Origin of the sequence: Pelagibacterium sp. H642, from assembly GCF_031202855.1 — a bacterium.
In the GTDB taxonomy this organism is placed as follows: Bacteria; Pseudomonadota; Alphaproteobacteria; order Rhizobiales; family Devosiaceae; genus Pelagibacterium.
In genome coordinates this window covers 2,907,582-2,929,144 of record NZ_CP101829.1, presented here as the reverse complement: position 1 = coordinate 2,929,144, position 21,563 = coordinate 2,907,582, and the positions used below count along the sequence as shown (strand labels likewise).

15 protein-coding genes are annotated in these 21,563 nt (G+C 63.3%); 3 read left to right on the top strand and 12 right to left on the bottom strand.

What is annotated here, in order from left to right:
* Positions 1–303: 303 nt before the first annotated feature.
* The 3 genes from NO934_RS14370 to NO934_RS14360 form a co-directional block, all read right to left on the bottom strand.
* Complete coding sequence (locus tag NO934_RS14370) at positions 304–1,398, bottom strand: DNA glycosylase AlkZ-like family protein (protein ID WP_309163734.1); 1,095 nt, start codon at positions 1,396–1,398, stop codon at positions 304–306.
* A gap of 139 nt (positions 1,399–1,537) precedes the next feature.
* Positions 1,538–1,858 (bottom strand): 2Fe-2S iron-sulfur cluster-binding protein, encoded by a 321-nt coding sequence (locus NO934_RS14365; RefSeq protein ID WP_309160652.1) that lies wholly within the window; start codon positions 1,856–1,858, stop codon positions 1,538–1,540.
* 141 nt (positions 1,859–1,999) lie between these two features.
* Positions 2,000–2,380 (bottom strand): Hpt domain-containing protein, encoded by a 381-nt coding sequence (locus NO934_RS14360; RefSeq protein WP_309160651.1) that lies wholly within the window; start codon positions 2,378–2,380, stop codon positions 2,000–2,002.
* Positions 2,381–2,713: 333 nt separating this feature from the next.
* Here NO934_RS14360 and NO934_RS14355 point away from each other — a divergent pair, with 333 nt between their 5' ends.
* Positions 2,714–8,650, top strand: coding sequence for a hypothetical protein (locus NO934_RS14355; protein ID WP_309160650.1), 5,937 nt, complete (start codon positions 2,714–2,716; stop codon positions 8,648–8,650).
* A 53-nt stretch (positions 8,651–8,703) separates the two neighbouring features.
* Here NO934_RS14355 and NO934_RS14350 read toward each other — a convergent pair whose 3' ends face one another.
* The 7 genes from NO934_RS14350 to acs form a co-directional block, all read right to left on the bottom strand.
* Positions 8,704–9,729 (bottom strand): glycosyltransferase family 1 protein, encoded by a 1,026-nt coding sequence (locus NO934_RS14350; protein WP_309160649.1) that lies wholly within the window; start codon positions 9,727–9,729, stop codon positions 8,704–8,706.
* Complete coding sequence (locus tag NO934_RS14345) at positions 9,704–10,522, bottom strand: UDP-2,3-diacylglucosamine diphosphatase (RefSeq protein WP_309160648.1); 819 nt, start codon at positions 10,520–10,522, stop codon at positions 9,704–9,706. Before NO934_RS14345 ends, NO934_RS14350 begins: the two co-directional genes overlap by 26 nt.
* A gap of 91 nt (positions 10,523–10,613) precedes the next feature.
* Positions 10,614–11,807, bottom strand: coding sequence for an MFS transporter (locus NO934_RS14340; RefSeq protein WP_309160647.1), 1,194 nt, complete (start codon positions 11,805–11,807; stop codon positions 10,614–10,616).
* A 107-nt stretch (positions 11,808–11,914) separates the two neighbouring features.
* A complete protein-coding gene (locus tag NO934_RS14335; protein ID WP_309160646.1) occupies positions 11,915–12,715 on the bottom strand; it encodes a UDP-2,3-diacylglucosamine diphosphatase in 801 nt (266 codons plus the stop codon).
* 129 nt (positions 12,716–12,844) lie between these two features.
* A complete protein-coding gene (locus NO934_RS14330; protein WP_309160645.1) occupies positions 12,845–13,441 on the bottom strand; it encodes a LysE family translocator in 597 nt (198 codons plus the stop codon).
* A gap of 77 nt (positions 13,442–13,518) precedes the next feature.
* On the bottom strand, positions 13,519–14,619 hold the full coding sequence (locus tag NO934_RS14325; RefSeq protein WP_309160644.1) for a glycoside hydrolase family 3 N-terminal domain-containing protein: 1,101 nt from the start codon (positions 14,617–14,619) through the stop codon (positions 13,519–13,521).
* A gap of 115 nt (positions 14,620–14,734) precedes the next feature.
* Positions 14,735–16,684: an acetate--CoA ligase gene (gene acs / locus NO934_RS14320; RefSeq protein WP_309160643.1), complete on the bottom strand. Its 1,950-nt coding sequence runs from the start codon at positions 16,682–16,684 to the stop codon at positions 14,735–14,737.
* A 172-nt stretch (positions 16,685–16,856) separates the two neighbouring features.
* Between acs and NO934_RS14315 the strand changes: the two genes are divergently transcribed.
* On the top strand, positions 16,857–17,429 hold the full coding sequence (locus NO934_RS14315; RefSeq protein WP_309160642.1) for a hypothetical protein: 573 nt from the start codon (positions 16,857–16,859) through the stop codon (positions 17,427–17,429).
* Positions 17,430–17,431: 2 nt separating this feature from the next.
* Here the strand turns inward: NO934_RS14315 and NO934_RS14310 are convergent, their stop codons facing one another.
* Both NO934_RS14310 and NO934_RS14305 read right to left on the bottom strand, forming a co-directional pair.
* Positions 17,432–18,739 carry a lipopolysaccharide biosynthesis protein gene (locus tag NO934_RS14310; RefSeq protein ID WP_309160641.1) on the bottom strand — a complete coding sequence of 436 codons (1,308 nt, stop codon included), beginning with the start codon at positions 18,737–18,739 and terminating at the stop codon, positions 17,432–17,434.
* Positions 18,740–18,744: 5 nt separating this feature from the next.
* Positions 18,745–19,896 carry a GNAT family N-acetyltransferase gene (locus NO934_RS14305; RefSeq protein ID WP_309160640.1) on the bottom strand — a complete coding sequence of 384 codons (1,152 nt, stop codon included), beginning with the start codon at positions 19,894–19,896 and terminating at the stop codon, positions 18,745–18,747.
* 221 nt (positions 19,897–20,117) lie between these two features.
* Here NO934_RS14305 and NO934_RS14300 point away from each other — a divergent pair, with 221 nt between their 5' ends.
* Complete coding sequence (locus NO934_RS14300) at positions 20,118–21,470, top strand: metallophosphoesterase (protein WP_309160639.1); 1,353 nt, start codon at positions 20,118–20,120, stop codon at positions 21,468–21,470.
* Positions 21,471–21,563: the final 93 nt, after the last annotated feature.

The window sequence follows — 21,563 nt, the reverse complement described above, 5'->3', positions numbered from 1 at the left end:
TGCGCCCTCCCCGATCGGAGACTTATTTCCCTCCGCTCGTCCTGCATAGAACGCTACATTCATCCCCACCCGCCCCACGCAATTTATTTCGCCCCGGCATCCGCCGCGCAAAACACTACGGATCGACTCGACTTGACCGAGAAAGCCCGCCCCAACGCAAGCGCAGCGCTCCAACCACTCCCGCCTCCCCCTCCATCGCGTCTTCGGGCTCGACCCGGAGGCCTGCACGGCTTCACGGCACCGGTAGAGTGCTTGCCCCGACACCCGTCGTGGCATCGAAATCCACCAGTTCTCCGCTCTGACTCATCCCTCCAACTGAAACCGCTCGAACCGCTCCAGCTCTGCTTCGATCGCCTCCCTGACTTCTGCCCCCACCTCCTCCAGCCAGGTCCATTTCTGCACCAGCAGCTTGCCGTTCTGCCGGTCGGTCTTGAGATCGATGGCAGCCACCACCCGATCGTCGACCAGAACCGGCAGCGCGAAATAGCCATACCGGCGCTTGGCCGCCGGCACATAGGCCTCGAAGACATGATCGTAGCCGAAAAACAGCTTCAGCCTCTTGCGCTGGATGATCAGCGGATCGAATGGCGAGAGGATATGCACCCGGTTGGCGGGAGCCACCGCCGGCCGGTCCAGCACCTCAGGCGGCGCCCAATGCTGCACCTTTTCAGCCCCCGCGATCGTCACCGGCTTGAGCAGCCGCCGCTTGACCCGAGCCTCGATCAGCTCGCGAACGGCCGCCTTGGCCGGGGCATTGAGGTGACAGACGGAATCCAGGCTTACCACCCCCTGGCTGCGTAGCGCCCGGTCGAGCAGATAGGCGGTGCGCTGGCGTTCGGTCGCGGGCCTCGGCGGCTTCTCCCAGCCGAAATGCCGGGCCATCAGATCATAGGTCTTCACCATCCCCTCGCGCGCCGCGATCGCCACCAGCCCCTGGTAGAACATCAATTGCAACACGCGCTTGGAAGGCTTCCGGCTCGCCCAGGGATGGGTCTTGTCCACCAGTTCGTCATCGTCGATGTCGCGGATGGTGAGCGGCCCATTGATCTTGAGCCGCCGCGTCATGGCGCTGACCTCGGCCTTGGTCACAGAGCCGAACCAGGCGCTGGGATTTTCCCGATACGCCTTCATCGCCGGAATGAAAAACGGCATGTCGGCCGTGGGTACATAGCTCAGCGCATGCGTCCAGTATTCGAACACCGATTTTTCGGTCGATTGCAAATGCGCCAGATCGCTGCGCCGGTAGGCGGCAATGCGCGAATAGAGGATGTGATGGTGGCAGCGCTCGATCACATTGATCGTGTCGATCTGCACATAGCCCAGATGCGCGATGGCCGCCTGTACCGCCTCTGGTCCCGCCCCGAAAGGCTCGGCTACATCAAGCCGCTGCGCGGCCATCCAGATGGCGCGGGCGCGGTCAGGAGCGATGGTGATCGGACGTTTGGCCACGAGGTGATTCTATGCAAGGTTCGCCGTGAACATTACAAGAACGAAGCGGCCTGTCAAACATATCCCCGCGCCTGGGAACCGCGCGATACTAGCCCTGCCGGCTCGGCACGTTGACCACCAGACCGTCGAGCTCGTCGCGGATTTTGATCTGGCATGAGAGCCGGCTGGTATCGCGCACATCGAAAGCGAAATCGAGCATGTCTTCTTCCATCGAGGATGGCCCGCCGGTCACGCCGAACCATTCATCCTCGACATAGACATGGCACGTCGCGCAGGTGCATGCCCCCCCGCATTCGGCGACTATCCCCCTCACCCCGTTGCGGATCGCAGTTTCCATCAGGGTCGATCCCACCTCCGCTTCGATCTCGCGACGCGTGCCATCGGGTTCGATGAAGGTGATCATAGGCATGGGGTGAGGCTCCGGGAATTAATTTTCAGCCGGATATAGGTCCGCGCGCCAATTGGCACAAGCGGCCCGGCAGACGACAGATAGCCGCGTCGATCACCCGCACATCGGCTGATCTCGACCCGTAGATGAATCATGTGGACGCTACTCGGAAAGGATCGCGCCGATATAGTCCACGACCTCGGAAACCGCCATGCCGAGATCAGCCAGCGTTTCCTCCTCGATCCGCCCGGCCGCCGCGAACTCCTCTTCCGCCGCCTTAGCCTGCTCGGCCAGCGCCACGGCACCCACGCCTCGCGCCGCACCTTTAAGTGTGTGAAGCCCCAGGGTAATTTGCTCGGGATCGGTGGCCGCAGCCACCCGCTCGAAATAAAGCGCCACCTGCGTTTCGAACATGCGCAGCACTTCGCATTCCAAAGCCCGGTTTCCCATTGTCTGCCGGGCCAGAAATACAAGATCGAGCGGCCTGTTGGTCCTGTCGACACGCCGGGAATCGAGCACCGGCCCAAGCCTTGGCTGCACCATGATTAACCCCTCGTATCCACCGTCACAAACGCTGGTCAAACCTTAACTCTGATTGGATAAAAAGACCCTTAATCCCTGATTTCTGCTATGATTTCGACGACGGCGCTTGCGGCGAAAAAAGGCGTTAACGGTCTTTTAATAAAGATTTCAGCAATGGCGCCAAAGGGTGTATACCTCTATGGTAAGCAGGCGGCAGAGTGGGCCACTGCGGGGGACGTCTCCGCGCTTTTCCCACCTTTCCGGCAACGCGCGGATAGCAGAACGCTTCCGCTAACCCGTTGCCGCAAAAGCCGTTTCTGTGTGTGCGGCGCATGAGTAAAGAGTAGTTAGAGTATGGCGAACAAGTCGACCACCCCAAAGGACGATCCGGCAGCGCTTGCGTTTTCCGCTGTCGAAAACGCACTCAAGGACTCGGTCTTCTCGATGGACGATAAGCCCGCCCGCAAGGTCGAAAGTCAGCCGGCCAAGCGCGAGCAGCGTCGCGAAACTCCAACAAACACAGAGCGTTTGCGCGCTGCCGACAAGATCGCCGCCCAGGCGTCCTCGGTCGCCAATGACGACCGGTCCCCGGCTTCCTCGGCCTTCTATGCGCTCCAAACCCGCGCCTCCAACGCTCCGGTCTGGTTCGCCATCGTCGCCTCCATCCTCTGGTTCGCCGGCGTCGGCATCATTGCCGCCATGCGCTATGGCAACCAGTTCGCCGAGGGTCTGACCGTCGCCGAATTCGTCCAGAGCCTCGATTTCGCTGCGCTTGCCGCCATCATCGCGCTGCCCATCCTGGCCATGGTCTCGATCGCCTTCCTCGTCCGCCGCGCTCAAGACCTGCGTCTCGCCGCCGCCTCAATGACCCAGGCCGCCATGCGGCTTTCCGAGCCTGAATCGGCCGCCGCCCACAAGATCGCCACCGTTGGCCAGGCCGTCCGCCGCGAGGTCAACGCCATCGGAGATGGGCTGGAACGCGCCCTCTCCCGCGCCGGCGAACTCGAGGTGATGGTCCACAACGAAGTGACCGCGCTCGAGCGCACCTATTCCGACAACGAAACCCGCATGCGCCAGCTCATCGAGGAATTGGCCAGCCAGCGCGAGGCCGTGGTCACCAATTCCGAGCGCATGCGCGAAGCGATCGCCGCGGTGCACGGCAATGTCACGACCGATCTCGACCAGATCGGCACCTCGCTCACCGATCGTTTGCGGGCCACCGGCGGCGAGATCACCCAGGCGATCGCCGAACGCGGCGCCGCCATGGCCGAAGCGGTCGAAACGGCCGGCACCACCATCGAAACCAGCTTCGAGCGGCGCAGCCAGTCCTTCACCGACACCGTCGAAAGCCGCACGGCGGACCTCATCAGTGCGCTCGACGATAGCTCGAGCCGCCTCGATGGCACCTTGACCGACAGGGCCAATGCGCTCGCCAGCGCGATTGACGCCTCGACCGACCGACTGGATACCGTTCTCACCTCCAGCGCCTCGAGCGTCGAAATTGCGCTCGAAGGCCATTCCAATATGGTCGAAGCCGCACTCACCGACACCACCGGCCGTCTCAACACCCTGCTCGATGAGCGCACCGGCGCCCTTACCTCGGCGCTCGACGCCCGCGCTCAGGCGCTGGCCGAAACACTCGGCGGCGGCGTCGATCGCATCGAGAACGCCTTCTCGGGCAAGACTGAAGCCATTGCCGAAGCCCTGGGCACGGGCGTCGAGCGTATCGAGAGCGTCTTTGCCGGCCGCGCCGAAGCCCTTGCGGCGACGCTGGGAACCGGGGTCGAAGAGGTTCGTGCTGCCTTCGAAGGCCGCGCCGAAGCTCTTGCCGAAGCGCTCGGCCTTGGCGTCGAACAGGTTGAAGCCGCCTTTGCCGGCCGCGCCGAAGCTCTCGCCGCCACGCTGGGCACCGGCGTCCAGGAGGTTCAGGCCGCCTTCGAAGGCCGTGCCGAAGCGCTTGCCGCCGCCTTGGGCGATGGCGTCGATCGGATCGAAACCACCTTCACCGGCCGCACCGATGCGCTCACCCAAGCGCTGGACGAGCGGGCTCGCATGGTCAGCGACAACGTCGATACGCGTATCAACTCGCTGGTCAGTGCTCTGGATTCGCACACGATTTCCATCTCGGCCGCCCTTGAGGAAAAGTCTGCCACCATCGGCGAGGTCCTCAAGAGCTCGACCGAATCCATCCTGGTGGACTTCTCCCGGCGCAGCGAGGTGCTCGGCTCGACCTTTGCCGCCCTGGGCGAGAGGGTTTCGGGCGACATCGCGAGCCGCGCCGAGGAAGCACAGGCCAGCCTCAGCCGCATCACCGATCGCCTGGACGAGACCTTTGCAATCCAGTCCAACGCGCTCGAGAGCCAGATCGAATCCATGACTTTGCGGCTCGACGGCGCTCTCGGGGAATCGGCCGAGCACGCCCGCCAGGCCCTCACCCGGGCTGGCGCCGACACGCTGTCCCAGCTCAATGCACGCGTTGATGAGATTTCGGTGGTGCTCGACGGTCGCATCGGTCAGATCGATTCCATCGTGGGCGAGAAAGGCGAAAGACTCGTCTTCTCGCTCGACCGGCACACGGGCGAAATCGCCGAGCGTTCAAACCGCCTCGAAACCCTGCTCGACGACAAGGGCCGCGCGCTTTCGACTGCTCTCGAAACCAGCGCGGAAAGCTTCGCCGCCATGGCCGAAGCACGCACCGCATCGCTCACCGAAGCCCTCGACCAGCGCTCGGATGCATTCGTTTCGGCCATCGATATCCGCACCGACGCCCTCTCGGCAGCTATCGACAATCGCGCCGACGCCATCAATTCCAGTCTCGATATTCGGACCGAGGCTCTGACCTCCGCGCTCGACAGCCGCGCCGATGCTCTCAATTCGAGCCTGGATATGCGCACCGAAGCATTGACCTCCGCCTTTGATGGCCGTGCCGAGCAGATCGGCGCCGCCCTGGACGGCCGCGCCGATGAGATCACCGCAGCGATCGACAACCGCACCCAAGCCCTGACGTCGGCGCTCGACACACGCGCTAGCCTTCTCAACTCCAGCCTCGACAGCCGTACCGAAGAGTTGAAATCCGCGTTCGACGGTCGTGCAGAACAGATCGGGGCTGCACTCGATGGTCGTGCAGAAGAAATCACCGCGGCGATAGACAGCCGCACCGAAGCGCTCACCTCGGCGCTCGATACGCGCGCGGATTCCCTTAACTCGAGCCTGGATATCCGGACCGAAGCGCTCACCTCCGCATTCGACGGACGGGCCGAGCAGATCGGCTCGGTGCTCGACGGCCGTGCCGAAGAGATCGCCGCCGCCATCGAGAACGGCACCAGCCATCTCACCTCTGCTCTCGATAGCCGTACGCAACAGTTTACATCGGCCTTCGCAACGCGGTCCGAACGCCTCACCTCGGCCATCGAGAACAGCGCCCGCGAATTCGAAACCTCTCTCGATAGCCGCTCCGCAGAGCTGACCTCTGCTCTCGACAGCCGCACTGAGCAGTTCAATTCGGCTCTCGACAGCCGGACGGAACAGTTCACCTCGGCCCTCGACGGCCGGGCTGAGCAATTCACCTCCGCGCTCGACAACCGCTCCGAGCAGCTCAACGCGGCGCTCGATGCCCGCACCGTGCAGCTCGATACCACCCTCTCGGCCCGCACCACGCAGCTCGATGACACGCTGGCCGAACGCGCCAGCGCCATGAACTCGATGCTCGACATCACCTCCAGTCAACTTGCGGAAACCCTGACCGAGCGCACGCGCTACATGGGCGGGGTGATCGACGAATCCGCCGACCGCCTCGATCGCACGATCTCCGAGCGCAGCCGCCGCCTCGAAGAATCGCTGGACGAGCGCTCCCAGCACATGGCCGCCGCCATTTCCGAGAGCACCAACGAGCTCACCACCGCCGTCGACGCTTCGGGCGAACGCATCCGCACCACTATCGATGGCAGCCTCGCCCAGGTCACCGGCACCATGGAAGAGCGCTCGACGCAGGTGTCCCAGCTCATCGAGAGCAAGGTATCCGAGCTCAATTCCAATATCGGCCGCGAAATCGATACCGCCGTCGCCCGCATCACCGATGCCGAATCCGGCGTTACCGCCAAGATCGGCGAGGCGGCGACTTCGGTTGGCCGGAGCGCTCGTGATGCCGCCGACCTCGTGGAATCCCGCCTCACCGAGGCGCGTACCGCCATTACCGAGATGGTGGACGATCGCCTGGGCACCCTGCCCGAGGCCATCACCACCCGCGCGGAAATCACCGCAGAACGCCTGGCCGGTCTCAACGAGGCCATTCACGGCACCATCACCGACTCCATGCGGGATCTCGAAGCGGGCGCCGACCGCATCGAATCCACCCTCACCGGGTCGATCCACAGCGCCATCGGCCAGTCCATGGCGGATCTTGAATCGGGCGCCAGCCGCATCGAAGAGGTGCTCAACGACAAGCTCGCCAACGTCACGGCCAATATCTCGGCCGATGTCGAGCAGACGGTCATGCGCATGGATGCGGTGGTCCGCAAGGCCATGGAAGAGCTGCGCTCTTCGGCCGTCCACATCGAGGATCTGGTGGAAGTCCGCGCTGTCAACACGGCCGACGAGCTGGGCCGCAAGGCCTCCGAGATCAACCGCATCGTGTCGGAACATTCCGACAAGTTCGCAGAACTGATCGACACCAAGCAGAACCAGCTCACCAACGCTCTGGGCGCCCAGACCAACCTGCTGCGCGCCGCTCTGGAAGCAAACGCCCGCGATTCCGAAGAGATCATGGCGGAATCGTCCAACCGCATCCAGCACGAGGTCACCGAGTCGTTGCGCAAGCTCAACGACGCCAACCTCCTGCTCCAGCGCGTTCTCGAAGCCTCGACCGGCAACCTCGCCCGTCTGCAGGGCAATGTGGGCGAACAGACCACAGCCTATACCAATGCCGTGCGCGAAGCGCTATCGGGCACCGAGCAGGCAGGCTCCATGATGGGTCAGCACGTCGAGGCGCTGCAGAATACCATCTCGTCCATGCTCGAGCAGTTCGGCCAGATGTCGGGCAAGCTCAACGCCGAAACCGACGGCTTCACCAGTGCCGCCGCATCGCTTGCCGAGGTGTCCAACTCCACGATGGAAACCCTGGAAAACCGCCGTGGCGCCATGGAAGCGCTGGCCGACGGTTTTGCCGCTCGTACCGACGAAATCGACAACCGCCTGCGCGGTTTCGCCCAGTCGATCGCCGACACCGTCAACCAGACCGAACGGCGCCTCATCTCGGCCCGCAAGGCCATGGAAGACGCGCTGGCCTCGACCTCGGATGCCGTGGCCGGCCAGATTTCGACGATCGGCGATCTGGCCAGCGGCGAAGGCCAGCGCGCCAGCGAGGCTCTGCGCCAGACCCAGGCAGATCTGCTTGCCGACATCGAACGCGCTTATTCGGATGCCACCCGCCGGTTCACCGACACCGCCGATGCCATGCGCATGACGGCGTCCCAGCTCGGCCAGGAACTCGAAGCCACGCGCAACGAGTTGCAGCGTTCGGTGCTCGACCTGCCCGAGGAAACCCGGGCCAGCGCTGCCGCCATGCGTCGCGTGGTCGCCGAGCAGATCGAGGCGCTTTCCGAGCTCAACGCCATCGTGCGCGCCCAGCCGGGCACCCACGAGGTTTCGACCCGCTCAACCCCGCGCACGCCATCCCAGCGCCTGGCCGAACCGGCGGCCCGCCGCGAACCGGCTCCGCAGCCGCAGCGCCCTGCCCCGACCCGGGAGCCTGAGCCGGCGCGCCAGCAGGCACCGGTTATGGCGCCGACCCGCCCCGCCGAGGCGCAGAAATCGCCGTCCGAACGTCTGAACGAGGCGCTGGCGCAGTCCCGTGGTTCGTCGGCGCAGCCCGCCGCTCCCGCTGGCCAGCAGGAAGGCGGTTGGCTCCGCGACGTGCTGCGCAATGCTTCGGCCAGCCAGGCCGGCAATCAGCGCCCGCTGAACCTTTCGAGCCTTACCGAGGACATTGCCCGCGCTATCGACGACAACGCGCTCTCGACCGCCTGGACACGCTATCAGGATGGAGAGTCGGGAGCCTTCAATCGCCGGCTTTACACCATCACCGGCCAGTCGACCTTCGACGAGGTGCGCCGCAAGCTCCAGCGCGACACCGAATTTGCCCGCACGGCCAATGCCTATATGAGCGAATTCGAACAGCTTCTGGGGGAAGCGGCCAATGGCCCCAACGGAATGCAGCAGACGTTCAATCAGCTTATGAGCAATCGCGGCAAGGTCTATACGATGCTCGCTCACGCAAGCGGCCGACTGGGCTAAAAAGCTTCTGCTTTCGTCAAAAAATCAAACGCGCCCCATGCGGGCGCGTTTTTTTATGCCACGTGGGCGATCTGACGACGCACAGGCGCCAGCCGGCGCGCAAACTGATCGGCCGCCGCATCCCAGGTAAACTGCCGCGCCCGCGCAAGCGCCTCGCTGCGCGGAATAGCCAGAGCTCGACGCACGGCGGCACCCAAATCCTCATCCAGTGCCCCGCCCTGCTCCCGTGCGAGCACGTCGATCGGTCCCATCACCGGATAAGCCGCGACCGGCGTGCCGCAAGCCATGGCTTCGAGCATGACGTTGCCAAACGTGTCGGTCCTGGAGGGGAAGACGAGAACGTCGGCGCTGCGATAGGCGTCGCGCAGCGCGCTGCCGGTCAGTTTGCCGGTGAACACAACATCGCGGTGCCGATCCGCCAGCGCTGCCCGCTGCGGCCCGTCACCCACCACGATCTTGGTGCCGGGATGATCGAGTTCGAGGAAAGCCTCGATGTTCTTTTCCACGGCAACCCGCCCGACATAGAGCAGGTGCGGCCCGGGCAACCCTGCGAACTTCGCCTTGGGGCCGGGGCTGAAAGCCTTCAAATCCACTCCGCGCGACCAGATCGCCAAGTGCCGGAAGAACTTGCGCCGCAAATCCCGCAGCACCGATGTGGTGGGCACCATGGTGACCGACGCCGCTGCGTGGAACCAGCGTAGATAGCCATAGCTCCATTCCACAGGCACCGGCAGCCGCGCCGCTACATACTCAGGAAAGCGCGTATGGTAGCTGGTGGTGAAGGCCAGTTCCCGCGTCACACAATAGCCTCGAGCGGCCAGCCCCAGCGGCCCTTCGGTAGCGATGTGGATATGATGGGGATTGAACTTGTCGATAAACTCCTGCACTCCGCGCAGCGAGGGCATGGAAACCCTGATCTCGGGATAGGTGGGCAGCGGCACGGTCCAGAAGGTTTCTGGCGTGAGATACAGCACCTCATATCCCCGCGCCGCCAGCGTCTGACCCACAGTATCGAGTGAACGGACCACGCCGTTGACCTGAGGGTGCCAGGCGTCAGAAACGATGAGCAGGCGTACCATCGGCAAGCTCCCAGGTTTCGGTCCGCGATGGCGCCGGCTGCGGCTTGCCCGCCCAGCGGATCAGTTCGAACCGTCCATCCGCATGCTCGGCGATCGCGGTGCAATTTTCGACCCAGTCGCCGCAGTTGAGGTAGCGCACGCCGTCACGCTCGCCGATCGCCGCGGCGTGGATATGTCCGCAGATCACCCCATCCACACCGGCATCGAGTGCCGCCCGGGCCAGCGCGGTCTCGAACCGCTCGACCAGCGCGGCAGCCTTGCTCACATTGGCCCGTGCCCAGGCCGAGAGCGACCAGCGCGGATGCCCCAGCCGCGAGCGCACCCTGTTGACTGCGAGCGCCACGCGCAAAGCCGCGTTGTAGGAAACATCGCCCAGCCAGGAGAACCACCGCGCATGCCGCACTACCACGTCGTACTGGTCGCCATGGATCACCAGATAACGCCTTCCGTCGGCGCCCTGGTGGATAGCCCGTTCGCGCACAACGATGCCGCCGAATTTGAGCGGCGCGAACTCGCGCAGGAATTCGTCGTGATTGCCCGGCAGATAGGTAACACGCACCCCGTTGCGCACCCGCTCGAGCAGATGCTGTACCACCCGATTGCCGGCCGGCGGCCAGTGCCAGGATTTCTTGAGCTTCCACCCATCGACAATGTCGCCGACCAGATAGATCGCTTGCGGGTCCACCGAATCGAGGAATTCCAGCAGCGCCTCGGCCTGGGCGCCGCGCATACCCAGATGGGTGTCGCTGATGAACAGCGTCCGGATGGGCGTTCGGGAAACTGCTGGTTGCATGACCCTTATCCGCAAGACAATTGGCTCGCGAGACGGGTGAATGCCTGATTTGCACAACCCTATTGTGACAGTCAGCCGCAGCCGACTGGGCTCAGCGCTTGGTGTCCTTGATCGAAAGCGAGATGAACACCATCACCGCCCCCAAAGCCGCCATCACCGCAGCGGCATAAAAGCTCTCAAGGCCCAGCCGCGAAACCAGCGGCCCGAACAGCACGAGCGCGAGAACAGAGGCGGCCTGGCGCATGACCACATAGAAGCTTTGCGCCTGCGCCGCGATCTCTTCACCCGTCCAATTGGCGATGAAGTTGACGATGCCCATATAGGCCAGTCCGAACGTCGCCATGTGCAGTGCCTGCAGCAGCGCCAATTGCCAGATTTCAGTGGAAACCGCCATGCCGGTCCAGCGGATCACCCCGCCGATACACGCTGCCAGCAAAAGGTGACGCGCCGAAAAGCGCCGCGCGAAATGGGCGAAGAACAACATGGTGACGATCTCGCACACCGGCGCCACGATCCAGAGCACGCCCAGCGCCGCTTCCGGCACTCCGGCCCGCACCCAGAGCAACGCCCCAAAGCTGATCATCAGCATATGGCTCGCCTGCAGCAGCGCGGTGCCTGCCAATGTGAGGATGAACCACGGCCTGAACACCTGGCGCAATGTGGTCGCCGTATCGGGCGAAAGCGCCAGCGGCGGCGCGGCGCTCTGGGTTCCCTCCGGCGCACGGAAAAAGGGGAGCGGCAACGCCGCCGCCCCCCGCATCAGGCAGGTTGCGATGAAGAGCGGCACGAACACCGCGATCCCCAGCCAGCCGAACAAAAGGCCGGCAATTGCAGTCATCGCGATATAGCCGAACGTACCCCAGATCCTCACTTTGGCGAAGTCCGAGCCGCGCCGCCGCGTCATGCGGATTGCGGCCGCGTCGATCACCGGTTCGATCGCCATGATCGGGATCACCACCAGCGTGTTGAACAGAAGAACGCCCCAGAACTCGTCGACGAACACGAATCCCAGCGACACCACCCCGCTGACCAGCGACCCGGCAACGATCACGCTGCGCCAGTCCTTGCCGCGGTCGGCGATACGGCCGACGAACAGGTTGAGCGCGATCATGATCATGATCGGCGTGGCGCTGACGATCCCGATCTGCTCCTCCCCGATGCCCCTCCCGTCGAGCCAGATGGGCAGCAGCAGGGTGGAGACGCCGGCAGGCAGGAACATCGCGGCGTAGTATAGGCCCGTGCGCATCTCGGGCGTCGTGAATCGCGCAGGCAGGCTCGACGGCATGGATCGGGAATCCGGCAGGAGAGATTGCCTAAACCATGCGTTGCCCCATCATCGCTGGCAAGCGGCGATGGCCGTCAATTTCGTAAGAAATATTGCACGATAGCGGCTTAGCCGGCCCTAAGCCGTCCCAGCCCGCGCCGCCGACGTGGCGGTGCGGAAACATCCTTCCAGCGGATCAACTCGAACGCTCCGTCGTGACCTTCGACGATGGCCGTGCAACTTTCCACCCAGTCGCCCGAATTGATGTAATGGATGCCGAATTTATGGTGCATCGCGGCGTGATGGATGTGCCCGCAGATCACCCCGTCGACCTGCGAATTGCGCGCCTCGAGCGATAGCGCCTCTTCGAACCGTCCCATCACCGACACCGCGCTTTTGACCTTCTGCTTGGCCCAGGCCGACAGCGACCAATAGGCCAGCCCCATACGGCGGCGCACCCAGTTGATCGGCGCGTTGATCTTGAGAGCGAAATTATAGGCCCAATCCCCGATATGGGCGAGCCATTTGGCGTTGGCGACAACCACGTCGAACTGGTCGCCATGGATCACCAGATACCGCTTGCCGTCGGCGGTGATGTGGATCATCCGGTCGACGATCTCGACGCCCCCGAAATAGGTGCCAAGATAGTCGCGCAAGAACTCGTCGTGATTGCCGGCGAGATAGACCATGCGCGCTCCCGCCCGCGCCTTGTCGAACAGTGCATTGGCCAGCGCGTCATATTCGGGGGGCCAGTTCCATTCTTTCTGCAGCCGCCACCCATCGATCAGGTCGCCCACGATATAGATCGTGTCCGCGTCGTAAAGCGCGAGGAACTTGAGCAGTTCCTCGACCTGGATCGCCTGCATCCCCAGATGCACATCGCTGATAAAGAGCGCCCTGACGTGCCGGACGGTCCCTGATTCTTCCATACGGAAGGCACCCTCGTTCTGGCTCGCCGCACGCCCGATTCCCGTTCGCGCGGCCGCGCCACTTTAGACGAGCGCTCCCGTATGGCAAAACCGTTTCGCCTTTTGCCGCCGCATCGGCCTTGGGCTGTGTCAGATGAGAAACAACACTACCGAGGCCAGAATCAGCGCGGCCAGAATCCACCCCAGATACCGCTCGCCCCCTGTCCGGCGCAGAAACGCGATAAGCCCGCGCCCGAACACCATCCAGGTGCCGCACGATACCGGACTGAGCGCAATGCAGCCGATAGTGACCAGGATAAGACTAATCAGCCGCCCTTCCCCCGGCTGCACGAACAGCGCGACAAAGCCGATCGCCATCACCCAGGCCTTGGGATTGATCCACTGAAATGCGGCGGCTTCATAGAGCCGCATAGGTCGCTCTCCGCCGCTGGCGCTGCCGATCTTGATGCCCAGCATGGTCCAGGCCATCCACAGGAAATAGATCGCGGCGCCATAGCGCATCACCGTGTTGACCCAAGGGTAGGCGGTGAAGATCTCCCCGAGCCCCAATCCCACGACGAACACCATGAGCGGAAATCCGAAAACGATTCCCGCCGCATGCGGCACCGTTGCCCCGATCCCGAATTTGGCGCTCGAGGTCATCAGCATCAAATTGTTCGGTCCGGGAGAAAAATACGAACTGGCCGCGGCCAGGACGAAGGCGGCAACAAGGGAGCCATCGCGCATTTTGGAAAAACGCCAATATATGTCAGCAATGCTGACTATTTATCAGCGCGCGCCCATTTTGCCAATGGGCAAATCCGCTAAGGCAAAATCCCGACACTGCGTTTCAGCGCGATGATGCGCGCGTAGCTCTGCGCCACCCGGTCTGCGAATGCCGGGTCCGCCTCAGCCTCGGCCACCAGAATCTGCGAGATTTCCGCTCCCAAGGCCGGGTCATATTCAGCCGTGTTGGAAAACAGCAGGATATCCACCCCCGCCTCGACCGCCCGCACGATGGTATCGTGCAGATCGAACCGCGAGCGGATGGCACCCATTTCAAGATCGTCGGTGATCACCACCCCGTCAAAGCCCAGATCATCCCGCAGTACGTCGCCGATCCATGCGTCCGAAAGACTGGCAGGTAATTGGTCGGCGTCCCCTCGCTGAATCTCGGCGTTAAAGAGGTGCGCCACCATAACCATATCCACCAGATCGGCGTCGATCAGCGCGCGATAAGGTTCAAGCTCGACCGGTTGCCAGAGCTCGGTGATATCGACGAACCCTTCATGGCTATCGTCCCGGCTCGACCCGTGGCCGGGGAAATGCTTGAGCGCCGTCGCCACCCCCGCCGCGTGGTGTCCTTCGACGAATGCCGCCGCCAGAGCGCTCACCGCTTCGGGATCGTCCCCGAAGGCGCGCTGATAGCGGGCAATAATGGGATTGTCCGGGTTGAGGTCGAGATCGACCACCGGTCCGAAATTGAGGTTGAAGCCCTGCCCTGCCAGCTCGGCCGCCAGCGCCCCGTAAACACTGCGGGCCTCGTCCGGGGTGCCTCTCGCCACGCTGCGCGCCGACGGAATCTCGCCAAAGCCCACCGCCGACGTCAGCCGCTCGATCTGCCCGCCCTCCTGGTCCAGTGCGATGAAGGGCGGCAGCCATGGCCGCGCCGACACCAGCGCGCGATTGATGGCCCGCACCGCCTCGAGGCTCTCCACATTGGTGCGCAGATACATGACGCCACCGATTTCGCCCCGGCTCACCTGATCGCGCACGGCGCGCACGCCGACATCGTCGAGCGAGGTTCCCGAAAATCCGACCATCACCATCTGCCCGGCCATGTCCTCGATGCTTTGGGCCGAGGCGGACGGCGCAGCAAGCAGGCCGAGGGCAAGACAGATCGAAGCAACAAAACGCATGGTCATCTTTCATTCGTGCCGTGATTCCACGGGCGGGAGGACCGACACTTTCGCACCTTTGGGGCACAAATCGGCCCGCAAAGACAAGAACGCCGGGCTCGTGCCCGGCGTTCGTTCTGTATCAGCGGTTTTTTCTGTTTTCGATCAGATCGTCCACCACGCCGGGATCGGCCAGCGTCGAGGTATCCCCCAGCGCCCCGTAATCGTTCTCGGCGACCTTGCGCAGGATACGGCGCATGATCTTGCCGGACCGCGTCTTGGGCAGGCCGGGAGCGAACTGAATATGATCGGGCGAAGCGATCGGCCCGATCTCCTTGCGCACCCAATTGCGCAATTCGGTGGCCAGGTCGTCCGACGCCGTCTCCCCGGCCATGAGCGTCACGTAGCAATAGATGCCCTGCCCCTTGAGATCGTGCGGGAACCCGACAACAGCGGCTTCGGAAACCTTCGGATGCGCCACCAGCGCGCTCTCCACTTCCGCCGTTCCCAGCCGGTGCCCGGACACGTTGAGCACGTCATCCACCCGGCCCGTGATCCAGTAATAGCCATCGGCATCCCGCCGGCAGCCGTCGCCGGAGAAGTAATATCCCTTGTACTGCTGGAAGTAGGTTTCCTTGAACCGCTGATGATCCCCATAAACCGTGCGCATCTGTCCCGGCCAGCTATCGGCAATGGCCAGCACGCCAGCAGCCTCGGTCTCCTCGATCACCTTGCCGCTTTCCGGATTCAGCACCACCGGCTGCACCCCGAAGAATGGTTTGGTCGCCGAGCCGGGCTTGGTGGGAATAGCGCCCGGCAGCGGCGTGATCATGAACCCACCCGTTTCGGTCTGCCACCAGGTATCGACAACGATGCAACGTTCGCGCCCCACGACCCGGTGATACCACATCCAGGCTTCGGGATTGATCGGCTCGCCCACCGAGCCCAGAATTCTCAAGCTCGAAAGGTCGGCCTTTTCGACGAATTGGTCGCCCGCCCCCATAAGCGCCCGGATCGCGGTGGGTGCGGTATAGAAGATATTGACCTTGTGCTTGTCGACCACTTCCCAGAACCGCCCCGCGTCTGGGTAGTTGGGCACGCCCTCGAACATCAGCGTCGTCGCGCCATTGGCCAGCGGACCATAGACGATATAGCTGTGCCCCGTGACCCATCCGACATCGGCCGTACACCAGTAAACCTCACCGTCGCGATAGTCGAAGGTGAGCTGATGGGTGAGCGAAGCATAAACCAGGTACCCGCCCGAAGTGTGCAGCACGCCCTTGGGCTTGCCGGTCGAGCCTGAAGTATAAAGGATGAACAGCGGGTCCTCGGCGTTCATCGGCTCGGGCGCGCATTCGCTAGACACTCCTTCCATGGCCTCGTGAAGCCAGACATCGCGCCCCGCTTCCATGGCGACGTCACCGCCGGTGTTGCGCACGACGATAACCTTTTCGACGTCCGGGCAATCGGCGAGGGCCTTGTCCGCATTGGCCTTGAGCGGCACCTTCTTGCCGCCGCGGCACCCTTCGTCCGCCGTCAGCACGACGCGGCTCTCGCAATCTTTGATCCGCCCCGACAGGGCGTCGGGCGAGAACCCGCCAAACACCACGGAATGCACCGCCCCAATCCGCGCGCAGGCCAGCATGGCATAGGCCGCTTCGGGGACCATCGGCATGTAGATGGTCACCCGGTCGCCCTTCTTGACGCCGCTGTCCTTGAGCACATTGGCAAAGCGGCACACCTGGGCATGGAGCTGCCGGTAGGTGATGTGCCGCGCCTCGGCCTTGGGATCGTCCGGCTCGAAGATGATCGCCGTCTGGTCGCCGCGCGTTGCCAGGTGCCTGTCGATGCAATTGGCCGAAACGTTGAGCACCCCGTCCTCGAACCATTTGATCGAGATGTCGGGCCATTCAAAGCTGGTGTTCTTGACCTTGGTGAAGGGTTCGATCCAGTCGATCCGCTGCGCCTGCTCGCCCCAGAACCCATCGGGATCGGCGACCGAGCGCGCATACATCTCCTCATACTGGGCCGCGGTGACATAGGTCCGCTCGACAGTCTCGGCGGACGGGGCGAACAGGGCCTCCGAGCTCATGGATTCCTCCTTTGTGCGATAGTCTTTGCCCCACTCTTAACCCGCCGATTCCGGCTGGGGCAAGGCGCTGGAATACTCCCTCGCCTGTTCTTTACGAAACCGGCGAATTTGCCGCTCACGCTTTTTTAGCGCGGGCCTGCCTAAGCTCGTGCCATTGAGAGGGGATCGGGCAATGAGCGAAGCGCAAATGACCTCGCGTGCGGCCACGCACGCCGATATCACCGAAATCCATCGCGAGCTGATGGATCTGATCGATTCCATGCCCTACTACGGCGATCGCTTCAAATCCTATGAAAAGGCGCGCTTGGACAAGACCTTCCTGCGCACCCTCATAGAGCTTGATCCCTGGCACATCATGCTGCTCGAAATGGACGGGGTGACCGGCGGTTTCCTGATCTCCGGCCCAGCCAACGGCACCATTTTCCAATACTGGTCGGCCATCTACCCGGCCTATCGCGGCACGCCGTTGGGCCGGTTCGGCATGGATGCCTTCATCTCCCACTGGGACAATTCCCGCTTCCACAAAGCCTCCACCTATACCCGCCCCGAAAACCGCCCCGCCCTCGCGCTCTTGAAGCGCTATGGGTACAAGGAAGTCGCCCGTCTCGAAGATCACATCTTCGGCGAGGACTATCTCGTCATGGAGCGTAAATTCACCAAAACGGTCGAGGAATACGATAACGGCATCACCCTGCCGCTGAGCAAGCGTCTGAAGCTCAAGGCAATGGCGCTGCTGGATCGCTGAGGTCAGACGGCCACCGGCTTCCGCATCAACCCAAATATCGAAACGTCGATCCCGGTGCGGTAAAGCGCCGTCAGCCATAGCGAAACCGACCATAGCGAGATGGCGACGAAGGCCGAGATCGCCGCGCCCATGAGGCCATGAGCGGGCACCAGGGCATTGTTGCCGATGACCAGCACCACGATCCCCAGCGCCACCGACGGAAGGCTGTCCCAGGGCCGGTCCCGCATCGAAAGCACCAGCGAGGCCGGTCCGAACGCGGCGCGGACGACCAGTCCCAGGCACAGGATCGCCACCGGCAGAGCGCCGTCGGCGAATTCGGGCCCGAACAGCATCAGCACATAGCGCCCGAAAACCAGAACGCCCGCGAACAGCGCCAGGGCCAATCCGGTTGCCACCAGATTTGCCTCGCCAACCCGCCGGCCATAGGCGCTTTTGTCGGCATCGCGTTCGGCGTCGAACATATTGGGCAGCGTCAGGGAATAAACGGCGACGACGCCAAAAGCGGCCAGCGCGAAAATCCGCGTCGATACCCCGAATATCGCCAGATCGGTCCGGTCGAGCAGCCCCGCAAGCAGGATCAGATTGATGTCGAAGAAATAGTCCGAGGCCAGCGTGATCAGCACCCAAGGCGCCGCAAACCGCCACCAGCGCCTTGGCTCGCTGGCACGCACCGTATCGGCCGCCGGTACCGCCGCCACCGCACGCTGCACCCAGAAGCACTGGAAGAGAAACAACCCAAGCAGCAGCACCGAAAGCAGCCAGAGCATGCGTCCCATGTTTGGCACCGGGCTCAGCAGCGCCACCGTGCCGAAGGCCGCAAGCGTCAGCCCCGGCCGGAAGATCATGTCGGGCAGGTATCCGGCCATGGGCTGTTTGAGCCCCACCAGCACCATGGTACTCACATAAGTGATGGCGGTCGCTATTCCGATCAGTGCGGTGGGAATCCAGAGCGGCCGCAGATGCTCGCCTGCCTCTCCAAGCAGGAATGTGAGAGGCCAGCCCAGGCTGAGCAACGCGACCCCGCCAAGCGCCATCTGCCAGTATGATCGCCCCACGAATCGCCGCAGATGTGCTCCTTCACCGCGTGAACCGTATTCGGCGGAAAAATATGTCCCCACGGTTTGGAAGCCCAACGGCAGCACAACGGCGATCAGGTTGGCCGCGGCGATGACCAGCAGAAAATCACCGAGCGATTGCGCTCCCCAAGCGCGCGAGATTGCCGCCTGGACGATAAAGACGAACCCCGCGCCGAAGATGCGAAGGCCAAAGATCAGCACCGATTTCGATGCCAGCTTGCGGGTAACCGACATGCCGCTCACGCCTTGACGCCGCGTTTGAAACGCCGCTGCAGGTCCAGCCGCGCTGCCAGCACCGCATCGCGGCTGCGCGTGAGGATTTCGCGCCCCTTGTACGCCGCCGCCCCCATCGCATGGGCGCGCCAATGGGTGGCGTGGTTCATCACCGGCGGCAGCGGGCTGATATGCCCCGCCTCGCCCACCATGCCGCTCTTGAACTGATGCAGCCCGGCAAACCCGTCTGTGCCGCCAAGATCGTAGAGCTTAGCCCGGCTATTGTCCCGCAACCAGCGGATGATGTGCCAATGCAGGAAATACCCCGCCCGCAGGTCCAGCGCCGCATCGTCGGTGGCGCCATAGAGGTAGCAAGCGGTGTCGCCTGCGGTGAAGATCACCGCGCCGGCCACTGTCTTTTCCCCGTGCCGGACAAAGAACAGCTCCGGCCGCGCCGTCCCCTCCGGCATCGCCATCAATCCCTCGACCGTCGCGATGCCGGAAAAATCGGGAAACAACTTGCGCTCGCTCATCGCCTGATAAAGCGCCATGAAGCGCTCCACCTCATGAGGAGCGGCCATCTCGAAATCGAGCCCGGCCTTGAGCGACTTACGCAAATTGTAGCGCCATTTCTGCCCGAACGCGGCCATGCGCGTGTCATCGTCGAGCGTCACGTCTACCACATAGCGCAGCGGATATCTGACGCCCACGCCCGGCCTGAACCCGCGCTCCGCCAACATCGCAGCTACGCGATTGTCCTCGCTGGCCTCCACCTTGGGCATGATCGAAACCATCATCCCGCGCCGATTCACATATTCGGCAACGAGCGTGTCGATAATCCACGCCATTCTGCCTTCGGCGTCACCAGCCTGATTATCCGCCAGAAACGGCCCCCATTTGACCAGCGCGATCGTCGCCAGCCCCAACGGCAGCCGCTGCAGCATCACCAACGCGCCGCCCAGCGCGCGTCCCCCCTGGGAAAACAGCACAGGCTCGAGCGCCACGCCTGGCCAACGCAGCTGCGCATAGGCGAAGAGCTGCTCCTGGCAAACCCCGTCGAAACCAGCAATGGCACGGTCCCATTCCTCGCCGTCGAGAACGCGATAGTCCAGGATATCCGCGCGCTCATCCACCACCGTGCGGGGGGCAACAAAGGGCGTCTGGCTGGTCAACGACATCGGCATCACCGCTGCTACGGACTGAGGACGTATGGGCATTCATTGCGTTACCGTATCTCGCCACCACCTGCCGAACCGTTTCCGCAATAACTGCAAAACCGCTCAACTGCCCAAGTGGTAAAGGAACGCTTATGCTCCCGCCACGTCATCGCAGTGTCATCACGCGACCCTAGTGAATCGCCCGACGCTTCCCTTGCATCCACCGCCAGCAGGATCAGCCCGTGCCAAGCTTCTCGCTCGATCGCCGCCAAGCCCTCATGCTCATGAGCTCGACGGCTCTTCTTCCTCTCGTCCGTCCCGCTTTCGCGCAGGAGAACGCACCGATCCGGCTGATCATCCTCTCAGATCTTCACTCCGCCTATGAGGTCTCCGCCCAGCTTCTGGCTGCGGTCGCCGCTGAGGTCGAGGCGAGCCAAGGCCCGGTCGCCATCCTCATCAACGGCGACGTGTTCGAACTCGGGAATGTTGTTGCGGTACGATCGGGCGGCGCCATCGACTGGGCCTTGCTCGAGGCGCTGGGCCGTCTCGCGCCCACGGTTCTCAACATCGGTAATCACGAACCCGATCTCGACAACGACCTTGCCGATTTCATCTCCAAGGCAGAGCAGCGCGGCGTCACCGTTATCTCCAACATCCTTGATTCCCGCACCGGCGACGGCTACGCCCCCGCCGCTCTGAGCCTCACTCTGGGTGGAATGCCGATTTCAATCGTGGGGTTGGGTACTGCGGCCATCAACACCTATCCTGCCGCGACGCGCGAGATGATCGAGGTGCCCGATCCCGTCCAATGGGCCGGCGAGCATCTCATCAATCTGCTCGATCCCTCCGGCGCACGGGTCGTGCTCAGCCATGCCGGCATCACCGCCGACCGCGATATGCTGCCCCTGCTCCCGGCGGGTACGCTGTTGGTCGGCGGGCACGACCATGTGGTTCTCGACCACAGCGAAGGCGCCACCCGCTACCTGCACACCGGCTCGTGGTCCAGTCTCATAACGGTGGTGGATATCGATGCCTCCGGCCCGCTGGCCGTCGAGCGTCGACCCATCGCCGCCACGGGCCAGGCGGACGCAGACCTCGCCGCGCTGATCGCCAGCACTATGGAAGAGCACCTGACCGCCGAGGAACGCGCTGTCATCGGCAACAGCCAAGCCGCGCAATCGCTTGCCGACAGCGCCCGCTTCGTCGCCGCGACCCTGGCAAGTGCCGCCGGCGCCGATATCGGCTTCATCGGCCACACCACTTTCGGCACGGGTTTTCCCGAAGGCGAGGTCACCCGCTACGCTTTTGATTCCATCGTCAGATTCGACGGCACCCTCAAGACCGCCGAAATCAGCCGCGAAACGCTCGAGGAAATCCTGGGCCGCGTGAACCAGGACGGCGACATCCCGCTCGCCCAGCGCACGGGCGATTTCCTCTACGGCGCTCCGACCGACCTGCCGGAAAAGGACACCTACCTCGTTGCCGCCAACGACTGGTCTGCAACCAATCAGAAGAACTATTTCGGCCGGGAAGACCTTGTTTTCGTCGATGTCCCCGACCTTAGGGTCAAATCAGTGGTCATCGACGCGCTTTGATGTATCCCGCGCGGCAGGCCGATGAGATGGACGGATGGAACACAATGTTCAATCCGTTCGTCGCGGAACAGTAACTGCCCCGCGAAGCGCGCA